Below are 19,778 nucleotides of genomic sequence, written 5' to 3' on the forward strand. Positions count from 1 at the left end.
CGGGTACTAGTTCGCGTCCGCGACGGGCGTGCGCTGCTCGCCGAGGTCGATGCGGCCGTCATGGGTCGCGATCGTCGCCGTGATCACGTCACCCGGACTCAGGTAGTGCGGGTTCTTCGCCTGGCTCTTGAAGAACGCCTTCCACTTCACGGCGGGCGGCAGCAGCGCGCCGATCTTCTCGACGGCTTTCGGCGGCGCCTTCAGGGCCGTGCCACCGGGAGTGCCGGTGAGCATCAGGTCGCCGGCGTCCAGGGTCTGGAAGCGGGCCAGCAGGGTCAGCGCCTGTGCCGGGCGGACGATCATGTCGGCCAGGGTGCGGTCCTGGCGCAGCTCGCCGTTGACGCTCAACTTCAGCCGCAGATCCAGGAGATGGGCGAAGTCCTCCGGCTCCAGCAGCGTCAGGTACGGACCGGTCGGCGTGAAGGTGGGGTACGACTTGCTCTCGTAGAACTGCGTCTTGGTCAGCTGCACCTCACGGGCGCTGACGTCGTTGGTGATCACCAGTCCGGCGACGTACGACGGCAGGTCCCGCTCCTCGACGACGGTGCCGACGGGCAGCGGCGCGCCCATGACGAGCCCGAGTTCGATCTCGTAGTCGAGGAACTTCACGTGCGACGGCCGGACAACGGCGTCGCCGGGGCCGCTGACCGAGCCGGACGCCTTGCGGAAGAAGGTGGGCGGGACGTCCCCCTTGAATCCCGAATCGCGGGCGTGGCTGCGGTAGTTGACCATCTGGGCGACCACCCGGCAGGGCGTGGTGACCGGTGAGAGCGCCACCAGGTCGGCGACGGGCGTGCCCGGTTCGCCGGAGGCGGCGGCCTCACGGACGGCGTCGCGGTCGGCGAGCAGTTCGGCGGTGGTGGCGGCCTTGGTGTCGACCGGGACGGCGCGGTCGCCGAGGACGACCCACCAGCCGTCGGCGGTGCGCAGGACATTGGTGCTCATGTCAGTGCCTTTGTGAGGGGGATTCGTGTGCGGGGGTCAGGAGTTGGCGGCCTTGAGCAGGCCGAACAGTCGTGCCGGGTCCATCTCGTTGTCGCCGCGCAGGGCCTCGACGACATCGCGGAGCCGCTGCGGGGAGGGGCTCGCGCCGAGGAAGTCGCGGGTGGCGGGCGGGCCCCACTGGGCGAGGCCGCTGGTCGACATGGGCGCCCAGCCGGGCTCGACGTCGCAGGAGAACAGGTCGCCGTCGGCGAAGTGCTCCAGCATGAAGTGGTCGGGGTCGCGCCAGTAGTCGAAGAGCTGGCTGCCCTGGATGTGCCGGCCGATGCCCCAACTGCGCTTGTATCCGCGCTCCTTGAGGTACTCGCCACCGGCGGCGATGGAGTCCAGGTCGGTGACCTGGTAGGCGGAGTGGACGTATCCCGTGCCCGGCCCCAGGTGCATGGCGAGGGTGTGGTGGTCGGCCGGCACACCGCCCAGGTCGCAGCGGATGAACGCCATCGTCGGGCCGCGGCCGCGCTGTCCGTCCAGGAACAGGAAGTCGGACACGATCATCCCGAGGGTGTCCAGGTACCAGTCCAGGGCGCGCCCGAAGACGCGGGTCTCCAGGACGAGATGGCCCAGACGCTGGATGCGGGACGGCTCGCGCGGCGGACGCTGCGTGGCGTTCGTACGACGGTGATCCGTGCCGAAGTTGAGGAGCAGCGGCTGCTGTTCCGGCAGGGCGGGGAGCTGTTCGCCGCAGTGCACGACCCGCACGGGGAAGCCGGAGGGGTCGAGCAGGTCGACGACCTTGCCGCCCCCGGGAACGTCGGCGTCCCGCACGTCCCGGCCCGTCGCGCGGGCCAGCCGGTCCAGGTCGGCCCGCTCGGCGGCGCGGAACGCCGGACCGATGAAGCGGGACGTACGACCGCGCCGGATCACCATGCAGGGCGAGCCCGCGAAGGTGCCCCGCAGCCACAGCTCGCTCTCGGTGCGGGCGGCGACGCCGAAGCCGAAGTCGCGGGCGAAGACCTCCGCCCGGTCCAGGTCGGGCTTCTCGAACTCCAGCCAGGCCAGGTCCGCCACCTTGATCACGGGATTCCGGGATCGGCCGGGGTGCTCGCCGCGCAGGGCGCCCTGCTCACTGTGGAGGTCCTGGTGGGCCGTGAGGACGTCCCCGTTGACGTGTGTTTCAGACATGGTGCCCTCCGAGCAACATTGCCGTAATGAGGAAATCATCAACTGTGACAGTTCTGTCGTCAAGACGTTCACCGCAGGAAATGATGGATTCATCAGGACTGCGATCGCCATCGTGCAACCGTTAGACTCTGCGTATGTCTACGTCAGCCCCGCCCAGCAATCGGTTCGAGCGACGTCGCGCAGAGACCCGGGGGGCTCTCGTGCGAGCGGCCCGGCAGATCCTCGCCGAAAGCGGCGACACGAGCGTGAGCATCCAGGCGATCGCCGAGCGCGCGGACGTTGGCTTCGGCTCCTTCTACAACCACTTCGACTCCAAGGCGGAGTTGTTCGAGGCGGCGGTGATCGACGCCCTCGAGGAGTTCGCGCAGGAATTCGATGAGCGTCTGACGGGGATCGACGACCCGGCGGAGCGGGTCGCGGGAGGCTTCCGGCTCAGTGCCCGCATGGCCGAGTCCCACCCGGAGCTGATGCAGGTCCTGCGCCGCCGTGGCCTCGCGCACATCCACTCGGGCAAGGGACTGGCCCGACGCGCCCTGCGTGATCTCCAGGTCGGCATCGCCTCCGGCCGCTTCACGTCCGTCGACCCCATGGTCGCCCTGTCCGCACTGGGCGGCACCCTGCTGTCCCTGGTGGAGCTGCGGTTCGCCCGTCCCGAGGTGGACGGTGACGAGGCCGCGGTCAACCTCGCCGAGATGGTCCTGCGGATGCTCGGCCTGCCCGCGGACGAAGCGCACGAGGTGGCCCGACACCCCTTGCCTGACGCCGCCTGACGACCTCACGCGGACGACGAGTCCGGGTGGAACGTGACCGAGCGGCCCGTGAAGCGGGCGTCGATCCCGTCCTCGGTGGTGGTGACCGAGCGCAGCCGGAGCCCTTCGGGCACGTTCTGCAGCGGAATGGGCTCGTCCAGGGCCTTGTCGAGCAGTGATTTCAGCGGAGGGAGCAGTTCACCCTGCTCCGCGCGTACGTCCGTGAAGGCGATGCGGTTGCCGTCGGCCGCCGAGACGGCCGCGCTCACGGTCACGTCGCCGACGAGCGGCAGACTCGCGGTCGCGTTGATCCGCCCGGACTCGTCCCCCTGTGCCACCTGTACGCCGAGCGCCGTCGACACGTCCGCGTACGACAGGAACGCGGTCGCTGTGACGCCGTCCGCGTGAGCCTCGTCGGCGCTCCCCGATGTCTTCAGTCCGTCCATCCCGACCGTCAGCTTCGTCACCGGGAGCGGCCGGGTGCTGCCGTCGGCCGGGATCTCGTGGGCGGTGAGGTCGACATGGTCCAGGCTGCCCGCAGCCAGTTGGTTCAGTACGGGAAAGCCCCTGACGTGCACCGACGGCCGATCGGCGGTTCCCATGCCGTCCTGGAACGCCTTGGCCGTACGGCTCTCCGCGCGAGCTGCGGCGATCCGGTCGACCGCGACTGTGCCGACCAGCAGGGCCGCCAGGGACACGGCGGCGATGATCATGCGCCGCCTGGTCCGGGTCGGAGGGCTCGCGTACACGGAGCCGTCGCCGTAGTAGGGCTCGCCGACGTACTTCTCGTCGCGGGGGGACTGGTACATGGTTCTCCTCTTCGAGTGGTGTTCGGGAAGTGCGCGCCTACGCGGCGTCGCCAGCGGGGCGGACAAGACCGTGGACGCACGCCGCGGCACTGTCCTCGGCCACGCCCATCGCGGTCAGAGCGGCGGTCGCGGCGCCGGCGCCGTCGTCGCTCCAGACCCCGCTGTTCGCGCAGTCCAGAAGCCCCAGCAGGTACCCCTCCAGCGCCCGGGCCAGGACGACCGGGGGTACGCCGGTCTGAAAAGCGCCCTGCCGCTGCCCCCGGGAGATGATCGCCTCCGACATGTCCCGCGCGGGAGCCAGGACTTCGGCCAGCCGATCGGCTCCGAGGTCCTGGGGAGCGAGTCTGAGCAGGATGCGGTAGCGATCTCCGACGGGCCACACCGCGAGGACGAAGCGCGCCAACTCCGTGACGGCATCCGCCACCGGCGCGCGCGGGACCGCGAGCGCCTGCCGCAAGGCCCACGCGGCCTCCTCCACCAGCCCCTCCACCAGTGCGGCCCGGCCGTGGAAGTGGCCATAGAGCGTACGGCGCACCACCCCTGCCGCCTCGGCGATGTCACCGAGGCTGCTGTCGGGGTCACGGCTGAGTTCCTGCCGGGCCGCCTCCAGGATGCGGGCCCGTGTGAGCAGGGTGCGGCTGCGTTCCGGGGCGGCTGTCAGGTGTGCGTGGATCATGTCGAACCTCCGGTAGGCGGGGGAGGGCGACTCGATAGTTGCACATCGGCGAGCAATAAACTAGTCTGCACATCAACGGGCAATTAGCTGCCCCTGGTGCCGGGCCCCTCGTGGCCCCGCGTGCACCGATCCCATCGATTCCGTACCGCGAAGCCTCCGCTTCACCTCCTGCCGAGGAGCCTGACCATGCCGCTCATTCCGAACACACCCGTCGAGAAGATGACGGAGCCCTACCACCGCCGCTGGTGGGCCCTGCTGGTCCTGTGCCTGTGCCTGCTGATCGTCGTCATGGCGAACACCTCACTGGTCGTCGCCGCCCCCGACTTGACCAAGGCCCTGGATCTGTCCAGCAGTGACCTGCAGTGGGTCATCGACGGCTACACCGTCCCCTATGCCGCGCTGATGCTGGTGCTGGGCGCGGTGGGCGACAAGTACAGCCGCCGCGGCGCCCTCGTTCTCGGCCTGCTGATCTTCGCCGGCGGTTCGGTGATGGGCGGCCTGGTCGATGAGACGAACCTCGTCATCACCGCCCGCGCGATCATGGGCGTCGGTGCCGCCATCGTCATGCCGGCCACCCTCTCGCTGCTGGTCGCGATCTTCCCGCGCGCCGAGCGCGCCAAGGCGATCACCGCCTGGTCCGCGACCTCCGGCCTCGCCATCGCCGCCGGCCCGCTGGCCGCCGGCTGGCTGCTGGAGAACCACGCCTGGGGCTCCACCTTCCTGATGAACGTCCCCGTCGCCGTCCTCGGCGTCGTCGGCGCGCTGCTCCTGGTCCCGCCGTCGAAGGCGGAGGGCATGGGCCGCATCGACTACGTCGGCGGTCTGCTGTCGATGGTGTCGGTCGGTTCCCTCGTCTACGCGACCATCGAGGGCCCGCACTTCGGCTGGGGCGTCGGCCCCATCACCGCGGCCGTCGTCGCCGGCGTGGGCCTGCTGGCCTTCGTCGCCTGGGAGCTGAAGCACCCCAACCCCATGCTGAACGTGCGCAAGTTCACCGAGCGTCCCTTCAGCGGCTCGATGATGGCGGTGCTGTTCTTCTTCTTCGGCACCTTCGGCTCGATCTACTACTCCACCCAGTTCCTGCAGTTCGTCCTCGGCTACGACGCCCTCGACACCGGCATCCGCCTGCTGCCGCTGGCCGGAGCCGTGTTCGTCGGCGCCGCGGTCACCGGCAAGCTGGCTCCGAAGCTGGGCGTGAAGATCGTGGTCGGCACCGGCATGGTGATCGGCACCGCGGGCGTCTTCCTGCTCACGCAGGTCGAGTCGGGCTCGACCTACACCGACTTCCTGACGCCCCTGCTGCTCCTCGGCTTCGCCATCGGCCTGAGCCTGTCCCCGGCCACCGACACCATCATGGGCTCCTTCCCCGAGGACGAACTGGGCGTCGGCGGCGGCGCCAACGACACCGCCCTGGAACTGGGTTGCGCCCTGGGCATCGCCATCCTCGGCTCGCTGCTGGCCACGTCTTACAAGGACAAGCTGACGGACATGGTCGGCGGCCACCTCCCGGCCGAGGCCATGGACACCGCCAAGGACTCCGTCGGCGGCGGCATCGCGGTCGCCGAACACGTCGCCAAGAACCCCCAGGGCGGCGCCGAGCAGGCCCAGACCCTGCTGGGAGCGGTGCACGAGTCCTTCGCCCACGCCATCGCCCACACCAGTTTCATCGGCGGCATCATCATGGCCGCCGGAACCCTGATCGTCATCGCCGTCCTGCCCGGCCGCAAGCACACCGTCAAGCACGGTCAGGAAGAGGCGGCATCGGCCGCCGAGGAGCAGACCGAGACCGTGGACGCCTGAGCCTCGTACACCGGAGGCCGGAACCTGAGTCCGGCCTCCTCCACCCCCAGAACGGGCTGTGCCTGAGCGGCGCACGGCCCCGGGACGGTGCCGGGAGGGGAAACCCGGCACCGTCCCTTTTTTGTTGTCCGCGACCGGGACGCCGCCTCGGCCCATGGAGGGCGCTCCCGGCTCTCGTGCCGAACTGCCCCATCGACGCCGGGAATTGCCTGGCTTCCCGCTCCCCCGCAGCTGTCCGGCCCAAAAGGAAATGGGGTGCGGTATCGCTGAACTGGGTTGATGAGTAAGCGACGTGACAGAGTATTCCGCCCTGCTGCGACTGATCGACGAACGGTTGGCGGCGTTCCGGAGCGCGGTTGCCGCCGTGCCCGGCCGAGGCTCCGTCGGCCAAGGATGCCGTGGAGGCGCCGCGCGATCTCGAGGCGCTGCCGGCCTGGTACACGGAGTCGAACGAACTGCCGCTGAGTGCGCTGCGCGAGGCGGGCGCGGACGTCGCGATCGACGGCGTGGCCGAGTTCCTCGACACCTGCAACTCCACCCCGGCGGCCTGGCCGCACGAGCCCGCCACCATCCACTACCACGCCACCGAGGGCCGCCCGTGGCTCCTCGCCCTGGACGGCACCGGCGCCTGGCCCGCACCCCTCACGCACGACGCCGCGCCCGCCTCCGCTTCGGCGACGGGCACGGCTGAGCAACTGCTCCTCTTCGTCTGGGGCCGCCTCACGCTGAACGACCTGAAGACCGAGGGCGACCAGCAGGTGTTCGAGCAGCTCATCGCCTGGGAGCCCGAGGAGTGGGCAGACCGACACCGCCGGCGGACGCCTCGATGGCGTCCGCCGGCGGTGAACGGCGTCTTACTGGTCGTCTGTCGTCGCTCCCGGCGTCGTCGCCGTCCCGTCGTCCGGTGTCCCGTCGTCCGACGAGGTGTCCTGGGGCTCCTCGGTGACGACGACCACCGTGCTGCCCGCCTCGACCTCGCTCCCGGCCGTCGGGGTGCTGGAGGTGACCACGGCGTCGGAGGCCTGGGGGTACCCGGAGGCGACGGTCGCCTCGAGGCCGAGGCCGCCCAGCTCGTTCTGGACCTCGGCGAGGGTCTTGCCGACAATGTCCGCCGGGATCTGCACGGTCTGCACCGACTTGGCGATCTGGACGTCGACCGACGAACCGGGCTTGACCTCGTCTCCCGCGGCGACGCTCTGTTCGACGACGGTCCCGGCCGCGGCGCTGCTCTCCACCTCGGTGGTGTCGCCCAGTTCGAGGTCCTGCTCGGCGAGCAGCTTGCGGGCCTCGCTCAGGGTGCTGCCAGTGAGGTCGGGAACCGTGGCCTTCTCGGCTTCCTTGGCCACCGTGAGGGTGATCTCGGTGCCCTTCTCGACGCTCTCGCCGCCGGAAGGGTCCTGTTCGAGGACGGTCCCGGCGTCCTCGGTGGACACCTTGTGCCGGAGCTTCACCTTGAAGCCCTTGTCCTCCAGGATGCGGGACGCGTCGTCCTCGTCCTTGTCCGTGACGTCCGGCACCTCGACCTTCGGCGCGCCGGTGGAGACGGTGACCGACACCGCCTCTCCCTTGTCGAGCCGGCCGTCCACGGGGGACTGCGTGCAGATGTGCCCCTTGGGCTGGTCCGCGCAGGGCTCCTTCTTGGTGACGGTGAGCGTGAGGTCGACGTTGTCCGCCGTGCGCCGGGCCTCCTCCAGGGTCTGGCCGACGAGATCGGGTACGTCCGTCTTGCCGTCGTCGGCCGCACCGCGCCCGAACATGAACCAGCCGAGCACGAGTGCCGCGACGACGACCGCGACACCCGTCCCGATCAGCGCCGTGCTGCCTCTTCGGCGACCGCTCTCCGCCACGTCATCGCCGTCCGGCTCCTCGTCGACGCCGTCTAACGTCCGGTCCAGGACGGTCTGCGCCCCGAGGTACGCCTCGACGTCGGCGAGCATCTCCTGCGCGGACTGGTAGCGGTACGCGGGGTCCTTCGCCAGCGCGCGCAGGACGATGGCGTCGGCCTGCGGACCGACCTCGGGGTTGTAGAGGCTCGGCGGCCGTGGTTCCTCCTGGATGTGCTGGTACATCACCGTCATCGGCGAATCGCCGGTGAACGGCGTGCGGAGAGTGAGGAGTTCGTACAGCAGGCACCCCACCGAGTACAGGTCGGAGCGGGCGTCGATGGCGTGTCCCATCGCCTGCTCGGGGGAGAGGTACTGCGCGGTGCCGATCACCATGGAGGTCTGGGTCATGGCGACGTCCCGTGCGTCACGGGCGATGCCGAAGTCCATCACCTTGACCTGACCGGACCAGGTCACCATGACGTTGGCGGGCTTGATGTCCCGGTGCACGATGCCCTGCTGGTGGGAATGGGCGAGCGCCTCCAGAACGCTCGCCGTCACCTCCATGGCGCGTTCGACGGTCAGCGGTGGTCCAGAGGACAGGGCCTCGCGCAGGGTGGTGCCGTCGACGTACTCCATCACGAGGTACGGCAACTGCCACCCGTAGGAGAAGTGTTCGCCCGTGTCGTAGACCGCGGCGATGGCCGGGTGGTTGAGCGAGGCGGTGGACATGGCCTCCCGCCGGAACCGCTCCTGGAGTGCCGGATCGTGCGCGAGGTCGGTGCGAGGAGTCTTCACCGCGACGCTGCGGTCGAGCCGGAGATCATGCGCGAGGTGCACCTCGGCCATGCCGCCGGCGCCGAGCAGCAGCCGCAGTTCGTACCTGTCGCCGAGGACCGCCACCGGCGCAGGCTGGGAGAAGGCCAGATCGTCTGGGCCACCGAAGTTCATACAGAAGATAATTGCACATCTGAGGGCAACTAAAGAAGTGGGGGCGGACACGGAAAGACCCCGGCGCTTCGCACCGGGGTCACGTCGTACCGCAGGGGGATCTCACCCCTCGGCGGCGGCCACCTCGTCCACGACGACCCGCGCCCGCTTCTCCGGCACACCGGCCGCGATGAGCGTGCTGACGGCCACGCGGGTGCCGTCGTCCTCCAGCGTCCCGGTGTTGACCTCCTCCAGGAGGGCGACCGTCATCGCCTCAAGACCGGCGCTCAGCACCGGGGCGGGCAGGTGGGTGTGGAAGACGCCGTCCCGTTGTCCCTGCTCCAGGATGGCCGTGACCCTGACCCGGGCGGGCTCCAGGATCCCGGCGACACGGTCCATACCGAGGTCCCGCCGGGCCAGCGCCAGGAGCATCCGGTACTGGTCGCCCACGGGCCAGAGCGCCAACGTGAAGTGGGCGAGCGCCCGGTCCGCCGGCTCCGTCACCCCTGCGCCGACCGCCGCGGTGGCCTGAAGCGCCTCGGCGGCCTCCTCAGCCAGTGCATCCAGGAGTGCGGCCCGGCCGGGGAAGTGCCCGAACAGCGTGCGCCGTACGACACCGGAGGCGCGGGCGAGTTCCTCCAGGGTGATGTCGGGGTTCCGGCCGAGCTCCTGGCGGGCGGTGGCGAGGATGCGCGCCCGGTTGGAGCGGGCGTTGCGTCGCTGGGGCACACGGCCGACGGGCTGGGACACGAAAGGAACCTCGAAGAAGACAGGGCGGAGAAGGGACTTCTCCATTCTGACACGGGAGTCCCGACCGACCCGCGGACGCATCCGGGGTCGGTCGGGACATGTGGTCAGGCTGGCAGCTCCTTGATGTCGGACGGCTCCTGCGGCTCGATGCCGTTGAAGCGGTGCCGGAAGTCGCTGGAGGCGGGGTACGCGGCGCGCCGGGAGCGCATGATCGAGCCCAGCGGGCGGTGGGCCTCCAGGGCGTGCCAGGGGCTGAAGGAGAGGACGTCGTCGGCGTAGCGGCGGCGGGCGTCGCTGTAGGCGTCCTGGGCGGGCAGATGCAGCACGGCCACGGTCTGGTGCGGCGACAGTTCCTCGGACCACAGGACCGAGGCGTCCTCCACCGGCATCCGGTCGATGTCCGTGCACAGCTGGGCGCGGATGTCGTACTCGGCGCTGTTGGACGCGAAGAAGTCGGTGACGAGGTCGCGCAGAGCCGACTCGCCGGCCTTCTTGTCGACGTGGCTGCCGGTGAGGGCCCTGACGTTCGCCGAGCGGGGCGCGGCGGACATCTTCGCCACGTGGTCGCCGTAGCGCAGCGCGGCCATGGAGTGGAAGGTCTCGCCGAGGATGTGGTCGTTGGCGGCGGCCAGGGTCTCGACGGCGGCCGGCAGCGGACGTCCGACGCGCGTGAGGGCCTTGGCGGCCACCCGGGCGGCCGCGCCGGTGAGCTGGAGCTGCTGGTCGCTCTGGCCGGGCTGTTTCTCCAGGATGCCTTGGAGTTTGGCGTATTCGGCGATGTTGCCGAAGGGCAGGGTTGGGTGGTTGACGAGGAGGAAGTCCTGGGTGGTGAAGCCGTCGTCGAGGGCGCGGGGCCCGGGGGCGCCGATCACCTTCATCGCGAGGCCGCGCTGGACGGGCACCTGGTCGGAGCGCAGGTCGCCGGGGGCGGAGGAGAAGCGGACGATCACCGGGTAGGTGACCGGTGCGGCGAAGAGCCCCTGGGCGAGGTGGGCGGGCAGGTCGGGCTGGATGCGAAGCTCGCCGGCGAGGACGCCGTGGCTCTTGGCGTGGGCGTCGCGCAGGCCGTGGCGGTGCTTGTCGGCGACCTGCTGGTTGGCCTTGCCCATGGCCGCGACGACCTGGCGGACGAGTTCGTCCTCGTCCGGAAACGGCTGTTCGAGGTCGGGGCTGTAGCGGACGTACGAGGTCATGGGCAGTGCCTTCGCGCGAGGTGGGGGGTCAGTTGCCGCTGAGCCAGCGGATGGCGGACAGGCTCGGCATGAAGAAGTACTCGCCGCCGAGGAGGGTGTTGAAGGACTGGATGTTCTGCACCCGGCGCGGCGGGGTCCCGGGCACGGTGAAGTAGGCGCCCTTGTCCTGGAGCGAGATCATCGGGTCCTTCTCCTTGCCCAGGCCCATGAAGTTGCCGGAGCCGACCCATTCGCTCTGCAGGAACTCGACGTTGTCGATGGCCCGGGCGCCGAGAGCGATGAAGTCCAGGCCGCGCGGTGTGCCGTCGTCCTTGAGGCGGTCGGGAGGCAGGGGGGTGCCGTAGGAGGTGCCGCGCCGGATGATGCGGCGGATGTTGACGTCGCTGAGGACCGTCAGCTTGGTGTCGCGCGGGTTCATCCGCCGGATGTGGGAGCCGAGCGGGGTGCGCAGCCCACGCGGGTCGGCCGAGTAGTCGAAGTCGTTGATCCGGTTCGGGTCCTCGCCTATCGCGGGGGTGTCGCGGTCGGGCGAGAGGGCGAGGGGTGCGCCGCTGCGCCAGCGGCCGACCAACTTGGCGGCCAGCAGCTCGCGTTCGGCCTCGGTGGAGGCGTTGTCGTGCAGCCACTTGTTGAAGGCCGCGACGTGGGAGTGGTACTTGCGGAAGACGACGTACGTGCCGTTGCGGCCAAGGACGTCCGGAGTCGGTACGGGCAGCGGCGTACCGGTCTCGCTCGGGTAGCCGAGGACGAACTCGCCCGCCTTGATGGGCCGTCCGTCGCCGGGCAGGGGTTCGGCGCCACTGCCCTCGACCACCGGCTGGCTGAAGCCGTCCCGGTAGCCGAAGACGTTGAACCCGTCGGCTGCGAAGTCCTGGTGCGACAGCAGCCGTACGCCAGGGACCTCGCCCAGTTCCTTCTCGTAGGCGGCGACTTCGGCCCGCCAGTCGTCCTCGCTCGCCGCATACACCGTGACGGCGGCATGCACGCGCGGGGTGCCGAAGGGGAACTCCCAGCGGTCCGGCGCGTTCACGCCGGTGTCCCGCAGCCGCTCGGCGCGGGCGGCCATCCCGGCGCGGAAGTTGGCCGGGAAGGAGGCCAGTGAGCTCTCCGGCAGCCCCAGTGCGACCAGACCCTGGTAGCTGAGGGCGACGGCCAGCCAGGACGGCTGCGGTTCGTCCCAGCGCGCCGCCGAGGTCACCCTGGGCGCCAGTCGGCGCAGCAGTTCCCTGCCCGCGGCCGGTTCGGTGATCTCCAGGATCGCGTGGGTGCCGAAGTAGGGCTCGGGCCGGGCCCGCAGCAAGGTCGCCTGGATGTCGTCGAGGTCCAGGGTGGGCGGGCGGCGCAGCCGCCGGAAGAGCGGGGAAGGCATGGTGCGCCGACCTTCAGTTGAGGTCCGACAGGAAACGCTGCACGGCGGCCTCCTGCCGCTTGAGCCGGTGGCCCTCCGCGACGGTGAGGTTGGGGTGGGCGACGAACCACGCCTCGGCCGGGATCTGGTACTTGACGATGAAGTCCTTCACATCCGGCGAGGTGATGCCGGGCCAGCCCTCGACGTTCTCGAACAGGAAGTCCATCATGTCGGGGATCTTGGTGGCGAAGTCGTCGATGTAGGGGTCCCACTCGCCGTCGAAGGCGGTCGCGAACAGCAGCTTCGTGTCGTTCTCGAGGAAGACGAACCGCATGTTGTGCAGGGTGCCGACCTGACCGGCGCCCGCCAGGTTCCCGCCGAGCAGGCCGAAGAATTTCCGCAGCCGCACTGCGCCGTTCGGCTTCAGCGGCAGGATCGTCGTCAGCTCGGACACCTCGCCGCTCTTGGCGCCGATCCGGCCTGCGGTGGTGACGGCGTGTTCGGCCATCTCCTCCTTGTCGGCGAGGATCTCGGCGGCCTTGAGCTTGAGGGCGATCTTGGCGTCCGACAGTGCGGTCTCGACCTTCTCGCGGACGGCATCGGGGAACTGCTGGAACTTCGCGTGCAGGTCGTTCTCGCTCATGGCGCCTCTCCTTGGGCGTGGGTGGCAATACTCCACGTACCGCCACAAATAGGCCATCGCGGGGCGGCGTGCAAGCGAGAGGAAACCCGCTTTCTGACCACCTCCGCATAACTGATTACATCATCAGTTCGCCGTTCCGGCTTGTCAACGCGCTACTCACAGGTAGTCACACGCCACTCTGAGACAGATTGACCCACAGTGGTTCTGTGAGTCATTGTGTCTCAAAGATGGCGCACCTCGACCCACCCATCACTCGAAGGAGTTCTCGATGGCGGATCACTTCTCCGGACCGCGCATCCTCTTCGACCCCGCGTCCGACGTCGCTGACGTCTTCGCCTTCCCCAGCCCGGACCGCCCCGGCTGCCTGGTGCTCGTCCTCGACGTGTTTCCGGCCGCCGCTCCCACCGCGCTGTTCTCGGACGCGATCACCTACCGCTTCCGGGTCCGGCCGGTCGCCCCGGCGGCAGACCGGGCCGCGTTCACGTTCGGCGACACCGAGTACGGCCTCGATTTCACCTTCGCCACGCCCGGTCGGCTCCCCGGCGGCGACGACCCCCTTCAGATCGGCACCTGCACGACGTCCACCGGTGAAGAGGTCCTGTTCCTGGTCGGCGGCGACAAGCCCACCGAGGCCGAAGGGCTGAGGATCTTCGCCGGGCCACGACTCGACCCGTTCTTCATCGACCTCGCGGGCGTTCTGGCCGCGGACGCCACCCGGAAGCTGGCCTTCGGTCCCGGCGCGGACAACGTCCTCGAAGGCATGAACGTGCTGAGCATCGTCGTCGAGGTGGACCCCGAGGTGGTGTTCGGCCTGGACTGCGGCCCCCTGCTCGGCGTCGTCGGCGAGACCGTGACCTCCGGCGGGCGCCCGGTGCGGCTGGAGCGCATGGGCCGCCCCGAGATCAAGAACGTCGTCCTGGCGAGCAGGAGCCACGACCTCGTCAACAGAGACCTGGAGATCCGGGACCTCTACAACGAGGAGGACGCCTTCTCTCTGCGACCGGACTACGTCGAGGCCTACCGGGCACGGTTCAACGCCAATCTGGCCTTCTTCGACCGCCTCGACGGAGAACTCGTCTGGCCGCCGGACGACCGGGGCACCCACCCGCTCACGGAACTCCTCCTGGCCGACTTCCTCGTCGTCGACATCTCCAAGCCGTTCGCCGAGGACAGCTGCTTCGAGATCGAGGCCGCACTGCTCGCCGGACGCCCCCACACGACCTGCGGCGGCCGTGCGCCCAACGACGACATCGTGGACACCCTCTACACACTCCTGGTGGGCGGCGTCGACGGCCCCCGCATCAGCGACGGCGTCGATGGGGCGACCCAGCCGGCCACGCACGACTTCCCGTACCTCGTGGCCCCCAACCCGAACCCGCCGGACCTCATGACGGTGATGACCGCGCTGCTCGCTCCGCCGGAGCCCGAAGCGGAAGCGGCATGACGGGCCGGCCCGTGGGCGCCGGTCCTGGTCGACCTCCTTGCGCTCCGCGAACACCTCCTGGGCTGCGTCGCCGACTACGAGTGGGCTGCCCAGCTCTCCGAAAACCTCGTGTGGAACGCACCTGGCGACAGTGCCGCCTGCTGGCCCGGGCGCGCAGCCGGGCGACCCTGCACCGGTGAGTCGAGGCCATGGCCGACCCCGCACACCTCGTACGCCCTGGTCAGGCGCGCCCGCGAGGCAAGCCGGGGACTCGCCCACGATGCCTCCGGGCCGAGACACCCTGCGACTAGCATGTGAGGCAACCTGTCTCACGCGAAGGGTGCCGTATGCCGGAGGAGCGAGCCGATCCACGTCAGGTGCGCAGCCGCGAGGCCATGGTCACCGCAGCCACCGCGCTGCTCACCGAGGGCGGCCTGGAGGCCGTCACGCATCAGGCGGTCGCCGCCGGTGCCGGAGTGGGCCGGGCCACGGTCTACCGTCACTGGGCCGACCTGCTCGGTCTCCGTTTGGCGGCTCTGGAGGCAGGCATGCCGCCCCTGTCGCCGGCACCCGAGGACGTACGGGCGGCGTCCGGTGCCGAGCCGCGCGCCGAGCTGGTCCACTACTTGCGCCAGCTGGCCGAGCGGCTCGACGACGCCCAGGCCGGGGCCGTTCTCGCCGCCGTACTCGGCGGAGCACAGTACGACGAGGGGATGCGGCGCCTCCGTCACACGGTGCTGACCCAGGTCGTCGACTCCCTGCGTCCTGCCGTCACCGCTGCCGTCGCCCGGGGGTACCTGCGGGACGACGTAACGGCTGAGATGTTCGCCATGACGATCGTCGGGCCGCTCGTCTATCAGCGGTTCCTCGTGGGAGCCCGGCTCGGTCACGACATGGTGGACGACGTGGTGGATGCGTCGCTGCGCGCGTGGGCGCCGTAGCGATTCCCGCAGCACTCAGCCGACTCCACTGATTTTCGTATCACCCCAAACGGGTGCACTGAGTACCCCTGCAGGCGATGCCTTCTTTTGGGGAGGCGGGGTTGACAACACCCGCATAACTGATGAGATCATCAATTTACCGGTGGGTCGATCGTTCGGCGAGTCGACCCATATCCCGGATGTGAGTCAATCTGTCTCGCAGGGGCGCCGTACCTCCGAGGTTCCGTTCCGCGCCGCAAGGCTCACATACTGCGCGCAAGGGAGAAAGTCATGACATCCATCGTCGACGAGAACTCCGGCAAGGGCATCAGTGACGGTGTCGTCTCCGAGCTGGCGGCCTACTTCGACGTCAAGCCGGGTCACGAAGAGGAACTGCGAGCCGCTCTGGGTCGCTTCGTCGAGGTGTTGCGCGCCTCCGACCCCGCCGAGACGATCAAGACCGGGCTGCGCGACTCCCGGCACGTGATCTTCGATGAGGGCCGCCGGCTGCTCTGGGCCACGACCTTCGAGACCGACTGGGACCCGTACCTGGAGGATGCCCTGCTGATCGTGGGCGCCCCACACTTCTTCGACTGGATGCAACACACCGCCCAGGCGGATGTCCTTGTGCAGTGGCTGGAGGACAACGGCGGCATCGACCGGCTGGACAAGAACCACCCGGACTTCGAGGCGAACGCACGCAAGGCCAGCGGCGGTCTCAAGAAGATCATCCAGTCGGTGCAGACCCCGGCGGCCGTCTACTTCAACCCCCTGGGCGTGGTGACGATGTCGCAGGTCATCAAGGGGCAGCTACTGGACATGGCCTTCCAGCAGGTCCTCGACGACCCTGCCGCCGAGGAGGCGCTCTCGCACCCCGCCCTGAAGCCGCTGCTCGATCTGGCCGCTTCCTGAACCAGCCGTACGCCGCGCAGGGGGCGGTGACGTCCCCTGCGCACGCCGGACGAGCAGCGCGAAGAGAACTGTGAAGGCACCATGAGCACGGACCAGGGCAGCGCCCTCGGACTCCACGACATCCAGGCCGCCGCCCTCCAGCCCCGGCCGACCCCCTATGCCGGCGCCTACCTGGCACTGCGCATCGACGACCGTCGGCAGGCACGCGAACTGCTGCGTCGTCTGCTCCCGATCCTCGACTCGGCCGACACCTTCGACGCCCGGCGTCAGGTGTCGCTCGCCGTGGGCTTCAGCTTCGAAGGCCTGCGGGCCATGGGCGTGCCCGAGGACTCGCTGGCCACCTTCACCCCCGAGTTCCAGCAGGGCATGGCCGCACGGGCCGCCGAACTCGGTGACGTGGGCGAGAGCGCGCCCGAGAACTGGGAGCATCCGCTCGGTTCCAAGGACATCCACCTCATGCTGGCCGGCCTGGCCCCCGATGCCGCCCGGTTGGAAGCGATCCTTCTCCTGGCCCGCGACGCGATGCGGGATCTGCCCGGCGTCGTACCGATCTGGCAGCAGGACGTGTATGCGGCGCCGGACGAGCGCGAACCGTTCGGCTTCAAGGACGGCATCGGCCAGCCGGCCATCGAAGGGACCGGCATCCCCGGCACCAACTCCCGCGAAGTGCCGTTGAAGGCGGGCGAGTTCATTCTCGGGTACGAGGACGAGACCGGCAGCGTCGCCCAGGTGCCGCAGCCCGACGTGCTGGGCCGCAACGGCACCTACGCGGTCTTCCGCAAGCTGCACACGCGCGTGGCCGACTTCCGCCGGTACATGCGGGACCGTGCCGCCGACCGCGCGGAGGAGGAACTGCTGGCCGCCAAGTTCGTCGGCCGCTGGCCCAGTGGTGCCCCGCTGTCCCTGGCACCCGACAAGGACGACCCCGAACTCGGCGCCGACCCCAAGCGCAACAACGATTTCCAGTACGGCGACGACCCGCAGGGCCTGAAGTGCCCGCTCGGTTCGCACGCCCGGCGGATGAACCCGCGCGACTCGGTCATCACCGGTGAGGCACGCCTGCATCGCATGATCCGGCGCGGCACCAACTACGGCTCCCAGCTTCCCCCCGGTGTCTACGAGGACGACGGCGCCGAACGCGGCATCGTCTTCGCCTTCGTCGGCGCCCACCTCGCCCGGCAGTTCGAGTTCGTGCAGACGCAGTGGGTGAACGACGGCAAGTTCATCGGCTCCCCCACCGAGAAGGACCCACTCGTCGGCGCCAACGACGAGGGCCAGTTCACCGTGCCCCGCAAACCGATCCGCCGCCGCTTCCAGGGGCTGCCGGCGTTCGTCGTCAACCGAGGCGGCGAGTACTGCTTCCTGCCGAGTCTGAGCGCCCTGCGCTGGCTCGCCGACCTGGACACCTGATTTCCCCGCACCTGACTGTCAAGGAGCCGACCATGGCTGATCACTTCTCCGGACCGCGCATCCTCTTCGACCCCGCGTCCGACGTCGCGGACGTCTACGCCTTCCCCAGCCCGGACCGCCCCGGCCGCCTGGTCCTGGTGCTCGACGTGTTCCCGGCCGCCGCGCCGACGGCGCTGTTCTCCGACGCGCTCACCTACCGGTTCCGGGCGCGTCCGGTCACACCGGCCGACCGGGTCTTCACCGTCGGTGAGGCCGAGTACAGCCTCGACTTCACCTTCGCCGCCCCCGGCGAGGTCCCGGGCAGCGAGCATCCGGTGCAGATCGGTACGTGCACCCTGCCCAGCGGTGAGCAGATCCTCTTCCAGGTCGGCGACGAGAAGCCCACCGACACGGCCGGGGTGCGCATCTTCGCCGGGCCGCGGCTCGACCCGTTCTTCATCAATCTCAAGGGTGTCCTCGCATCCGATGCCATCGAGAAGCTGGCGTTCCAGCCCGAGGGCGCGACCAACATCCTCGAAGGCATGAACGTCCTGAGCATCGTCGTCGAGGTCGACCCCGAGGCAGTGTTCGGATCGGACACTGGTCCTCTGTTCGGTGTCGTCGGCGAGACCGTCATCTCGGGCGGGCGGCCGACCCGCCTGGAGCGCATGGGCCGACCGGAGATCAAGAACGTCATCCTGGCGAGCAAGAAGTTCGACCCCGTCAACAGCGACCTGGAGATCCGCGACCTCTACAACGAGGAGGACGCCTTCGCCGTCCGGCAGGACTACGAGGGTGCCTACCGGGCCCGGTTCAACGCCAACCTGGCCTACTTCGACCGCCTCGCCGGCGAGACCGTCTGGCCTCTGGACGACCAAGGCGTCCACCCGCTGACCGACCTGCTCCTGGCGGACTTCCTCGTCGTGGACGTCTCCAAGCCGTTCTCCGAGAACAGCTGCTTCGAGATCGAGACCGCCCTGCTCGCCGGACGTGAGCACACCACCTGCGGTGGCCGCGCGCCCAACGACGACATCGTGGACACCCTCTTCACGCTCCTGGTGAACGGCGTCGACGGCGGCCGCGTCAGCGACGGCGTCGATCAGGCGACCCAGCCGGCGAGGCACGAATTCCCCTATCTCGTGTCCCCCAACCCGACCCCTCCGGACCTGATGACCCTGTTCGCCGCCCTGGCGCCGCCTCCCGAGGAGGCAGCGGCATGACCGGGACCACCACGGACCGACACGAGCCGCGTACCACGGACGGCACGCTGGCCCTGACCAACCTCTCCGCGCAGATCGACGGCTTGGCGGGCCGAGTACGGCTGACGGGTCCCGCCGCCCACTTCGCCGTCGCACAGCAGGCCGTGCTCGTGGATCTCCTGACTCTGCGCGGACACTTCCTGGGGCGCGTCGCCGACTACGAGCAGGCCGCGCAACTCGCCGACCGGTTGGCGGAGAACGCGCCCGACAGTTCCACCGCGCTGGCGGCCCGGGCCCGGGCCCGGGCGACCCTGCACCGATTCGCGGAGGCCATGTCCGACCTCGACGCCGCGGACCGGGCAGGCGCGCGACGGGAGGACCTGGCCGCGGAACGAGCGGCGATCATGCAGGCGGTCGGCTGCCACGGCGAGGCTCACCTTCTGCTGAGGGAGGCTGCCCCGCACCAGTCGGACTTCGCCATGCTGAGCGCCCTCGCCGTCCTCCATGCGGAAAGCGGCAACATCGCGGAGGCGGTGCACGTCTTCCAAGAGGCCCGGAACACCTACCGGGGTGTCTCGCCCTTCCCCCTCGCCCAACTGGACTTCCGGCGCGGGGTGATGTGGCTGCGCGAGGGTGAACTGCTCGCGGCGCGCCAAGCGTTCGACGCCGCTCGGTGCCGAGTGCCCGGATACGCCCCCGCCATCGGACACCTCGCCGAAGTGGAACTCCTGTGCGGAGACGCCGAGGCCGCCGCCGACCGCCTGCGTCCCCTGGCGGAGACGAGTGACGACCCCGAGTACGCCTCCCACCTGGCACTCGCCCTGCGCGCCGTCGGCCGGCACCAGGAGGCTCAGCCGTGGCGGGACCGGGCGGCGGAACGCTACGACGAGTTGGTGCTGCGCCACCCTGAGGCCTACTCCGACCATGCCTGCGACTTTTGGCTCCAGGTGGGAGGCGATGTGGACCGGGGGCTGCAACTCGCCCTGCAGACCCTGGTCATGCGCCAGACGACCCGCTCGTACGCCCTGGTCCAGCGTGCCCGGGCGGCAAGCAAACAGTCGGCGTAGGACACGCCCTGACCGCGACGGCA

Annotated in this window: 17 protein-coding genes and 1 pseudogene; 9 read left to right on the forward strand and 9 right to left on the reverse strand. The window is 69.7% G+C overall.

The features are described from left to right. Nucleotides 1-6: 6 nt before the first annotated feature. Nucleotides 7-945 (reverse strand): fumarylacetoacetate hydrolase family protein, encoded by a 939-nt coding sequence (locus CRP56_RS40675; protein ID WP_097272840.1) that lies wholly within the window; start codon nt 943-945, stop codon nt 7-9. 36 nt (nt 946-981) lie between these two features. After that, nucleotides 982-2,124 (reverse strand): VOC family protein, encoded by a 1,143-nt coding sequence (locus CRP56_RS40680; protein ID WP_097272842.1) that lies wholly within the window; start codon nt 2,122-2,124, stop codon nt 982-984. Between the two features lie 134 nt (nt 2,125-2,258). Between CRP56_RS40680 and CRP56_RS40685 the strand changes: the two genes are divergently transcribed. Beyond that, the gene (locus tag CRP56_RS40685; protein WP_179851241.1) at nt 2,259-2,894 is read left to right on the forward strand and encodes a TetR/AcrR family transcriptional regulator; all 636 of its coding nucleotides are present in this window, start codon (nt 2,259-2,261) and stop codon (nt 2,892-2,894) included. Nucleotides 2,895-2,899: 5 nt separating this feature from the next. Here the strand turns inward: CRP56_RS40685 and CRP56_RS40690 are convergent, their stop codons facing one another. Both CRP56_RS40690 and CRP56_RS40695 read right to left on the reverse strand, forming a co-directional pair. Further along, nucleotides 2,900-3,682: an LmeA family phospholipid-binding protein gene (locus CRP56_RS40690; RefSeq protein WP_097272846.1), complete on the reverse strand. Its 783-nt coding sequence runs from the start codon at nt 3,680-3,682 to the stop codon at nt 2,900-2,902. A gap of 37 nt (nt 3,683-3,719) precedes the next feature. Beyond that, the gene (locus CRP56_RS40695) at nt 3,720-4,358 is read right to left on the reverse strand and encodes a TetR/AcrR family transcriptional regulator (RefSeq protein ID WP_097272849.1); all 639 of its coding nucleotides are present in this window, start codon (nt 4,356-4,358) and stop codon (nt 3,720-3,722) included. Nucleotides 4,359-4,544: 186 nt separating this feature from the next. On the opposite strand from CRP56_RS40695, the gene CRP56_RS40700 reads away from it, so the two are divergent. Together CRP56_RS40700 and CRP56_RS49365 are read left to right on the forward strand one after the other, a co-directional pair. After that, nucleotides 4,545-6,158, forward strand: a complete 1,614-nt coding sequence (locus tag CRP56_RS40700; protein ID WP_097272851.1) for an MFS transporter — start codon at nt 4,545-4,547, stop codon at nt 6,156-6,158. 506 nt (nt 6,159-6,664) lie between these two features. Continuing rightward, nucleotides 6,665-6,865, forward strand: a pseudogene (locus CRP56_RS49365) (hypothetical protein); the annotation flags it as partial. A 147-nt stretch (nt 6,866-7,012) separates the two neighbouring features. Here the strand turns inward: CRP56_RS49365 and CRP56_RS40710 are convergent. The 5 genes from CRP56_RS40710 to CRP56_RS40730 all read right to left on the reverse strand — a co-directional run bounded on the left by CRP56_RS40710 (nt 7,013) and on the right by CRP56_RS40730 (nt 12,845). Continuing rightward, nucleotides 7,013-8,932 carry a Stk1 family PASTA domain-containing Ser/Thr kinase gene (locus CRP56_RS40710; protein ID WP_097272853.1) on the reverse strand — a complete coding sequence of 640 codons (1,920 nt, stop codon included), beginning with the start codon at nt 8,930-8,932 and terminating at the stop codon, nt 7,013-7,015. Nucleotides 8,933-9,034: 102 nt separating this feature from the next. Next, nucleotides 9,035-9,661 (reverse strand): TetR family transcriptional regulator, encoded by a 627-nt coding sequence (locus CRP56_RS40715; protein WP_097274982.1) that lies wholly within the window; start codon nt 9,659-9,661, stop codon nt 9,035-9,037. Nucleotides 9,662-9,765: 104 nt separating this feature from the next. After that, nucleotides 9,766-10,854: a catalase family protein gene (locus CRP56_RS40720; protein ID WP_097272855.1), complete on the reverse strand. Its 1,089-nt coding sequence runs from the start codon at nt 10,852-10,854 to the stop codon at nt 9,766-9,768. Nucleotides 10,855-10,882: 28 nt separating this feature from the next. Beyond that, the gene (locus tag CRP56_RS40725; RefSeq protein WP_097272857.1) at nt 10,883-12,223 is read right to left on the reverse strand and encodes a Dyp-type peroxidase; all 1,341 of its coding nucleotides are present in this window, start codon (nt 12,221-12,223) and stop codon (nt 10,883-10,885) included. A 13-nt stretch (nt 12,224-12,236) separates the two neighbouring features. Beyond that, nucleotides 12,237-12,845: a hypothetical protein gene (locus CRP56_RS40730; protein WP_097272860.1), complete on the reverse strand. Its 609-nt coding sequence runs from the start codon at nt 12,843-12,845 to the stop codon at nt 12,237-12,239. Nucleotides 12,846-13,113: 268 nt separating this feature from the next. On the opposite strand from CRP56_RS40730, the gene CRP56_RS40735 reads away from it, so the two are divergent. The 6 genes from CRP56_RS40735 to CRP56_RS40760 all read left to right on the forward strand — a co-directional run bounded on the left by CRP56_RS40735 (nt 13,114) and on the right by CRP56_RS40760 (nt 19,755). Then, a complete protein-coding gene (locus CRP56_RS40735) occupies nt 13,114-14,289 on the forward strand; it encodes a DUF4331 family protein (protein ID WP_097272862.1) in 1,176 nt (391 codons plus the stop codon). A 326-nt stretch (nt 14,290-14,615) separates the two neighbouring features. After that, entirely contained in the window at nt 14,616-15,209 is a 594-nt protein-coding gene (locus CRP56_RS40740) for a TetR/AcrR family transcriptional regulator (protein ID WP_097272864.1), read from the forward strand. A gap of 270 nt (nt 15,210-15,479) precedes the next feature. Further along, nucleotides 15,480-16,100 carry a hypothetical protein gene (locus CRP56_RS40745; RefSeq protein WP_097272866.1) on the forward strand — a complete coding sequence of 207 codons (621 nt, stop codon included), beginning with the start codon at nt 15,480-15,482 and terminating at the stop codon, nt 16,098-16,100. A gap of 81 nt (nt 16,101-16,181) precedes the next feature. Then, complete coding sequence (locus CRP56_RS40750; RefSeq protein ID WP_097272868.1) at nt 16,182-17,510, forward strand: Dyp-type peroxidase; 1,329 nt, start codon at nt 16,182-16,184, stop codon at nt 17,508-17,510. Between the two features lie 32 nt (nt 17,511-17,542). Continuing rightward, nucleotides 17,543-18,709 (forward strand): DUF4331 family protein, encoded by a 1,167-nt coding sequence (locus CRP56_RS40755; RefSeq protein ID WP_097272870.1) that lies wholly within the window; start codon nt 17,543-17,545, stop codon nt 18,707-18,709. Further along, nucleotides 18,706-19,755, forward strand: a complete 1,050-nt coding sequence (locus CRP56_RS40760; RefSeq protein WP_097272872.1) for a tetratricopeptide repeat protein — start codon at nt 18,706-18,708, stop codon at nt 19,753-19,755. Before CRP56_RS40755 ends, CRP56_RS40760 begins: the two co-directional genes overlap by 4 nt. Nucleotides 19,756-19,778 lie beyond the last annotated feature (23 nt).

The organism is Streptomyces sp. TLI_55, assembly GCF_900206255.1.
Lineage (GTDB): Bacteria > Actinomycetota > Actinomycetes > Streptomycetales > Streptomycetaceae > Streptomyces > Streptomyces aquilus.

Coding starts and splice junctions, on each gene's coding strand:
- CRP56_RS40675 (WP_097272840.1), bottom strand. CDS start 945: ATGAGCACCAATGTCCTGCGCACCGCCGACGGCTGGTGGGTCGTCCTC.
- CRP56_RS40680 (WP_097272842.1), bottom strand. CDS start 2,124: ATGTCTGAAACACACGTCAACGGGGACGTCCTCACGGCCCACCAGGAC.
- CRP56_RS40685 (WP_179851241.1), top strand. CDS start 2,259: ATGTCTACGTCAGCCCCGCCCAGCAATCGGTTCGAGCGACGTCGCGCA.
- CRP56_RS40690 (WP_097272846.1), bottom strand. CDS start 3,682: ATGTACCAGTCCCCCCGCGACGAGAAGTACGTCGGCGAGCCCTACTAC.
- CRP56_RS40695 (WP_097272849.1), bottom strand. CDS start 4,358: ATGATCCACGCACACCTGACAGCCGCCCCGGAACGCAGCCGCACCCTG.
- CRP56_RS40700 (WP_097272851.1), top strand. CDS start 4,545: ATGCCGCTCATTCCGAACACACCCGTCGAGAAGATGACGGAGCCCTAC.
- CRP56_RS40710 (WP_097272853.1), bottom strand. CDS start 8,932: ATGAACTTCGGTGGCCCAGACGATCTGGCCTTCTCCCAGCCTGCGCCG.
- CRP56_RS40720 (WP_097272855.1), bottom strand. CDS start 10,854: ATGACCTCGTACGTCCGCTACAGCCCCGACCTCGAACAGCCGTTTCCG.
- CRP56_RS40725 (WP_097272857.1), bottom strand. CDS start 12,223: ATGCCTTCCCCGCTCTTCCGGCGGCTGCGCCGCCCGCCCACCCTGGAC.
- CRP56_RS40730 (WP_097272860.1), bottom strand. CDS start 12,845: ATGAGCGAGAACGACCTGCACGCGAAGTTCCAGCAGTTCCCCGATGCC.
- CRP56_RS40735 (WP_097272862.1), top strand. CDS start 13,114: ATGGCGGATCACTTCTCCGGACCGCGCATCCTCTTCGACCCCGCGTCC.
- CRP56_RS40740 (WP_097272864.1), top strand. CDS start 14,616: ATGCCGGAGGAGCGAGCCGATCCACGTCAGGTGCGCAGCCGCGAGGCC.
- CRP56_RS40745 (WP_097272866.1), top strand. CDS start 15,480: ATGACATCCATCGTCGACGAGAACTCCGGCAAGGGCATCAGTGACGGT.
- CRP56_RS40750 (WP_097272868.1), top strand. CDS start 16,182: ATGAGCACGGACCAGGGCAGCGCCCTCGGACTCCACGACATCCAGGCC.
- CRP56_RS40755 (WP_097272870.1), top strand. CDS start 17,543: ATGGCTGATCACTTCTCCGGACCGCGCATCCTCTTCGACCCCGCGTCC.
- CRP56_RS40760 (WP_097272872.1), top strand. CDS start 18,706: ATGACCGGGACCACCACGGACCGACACGAGCCGCGTACCACGGACGGC.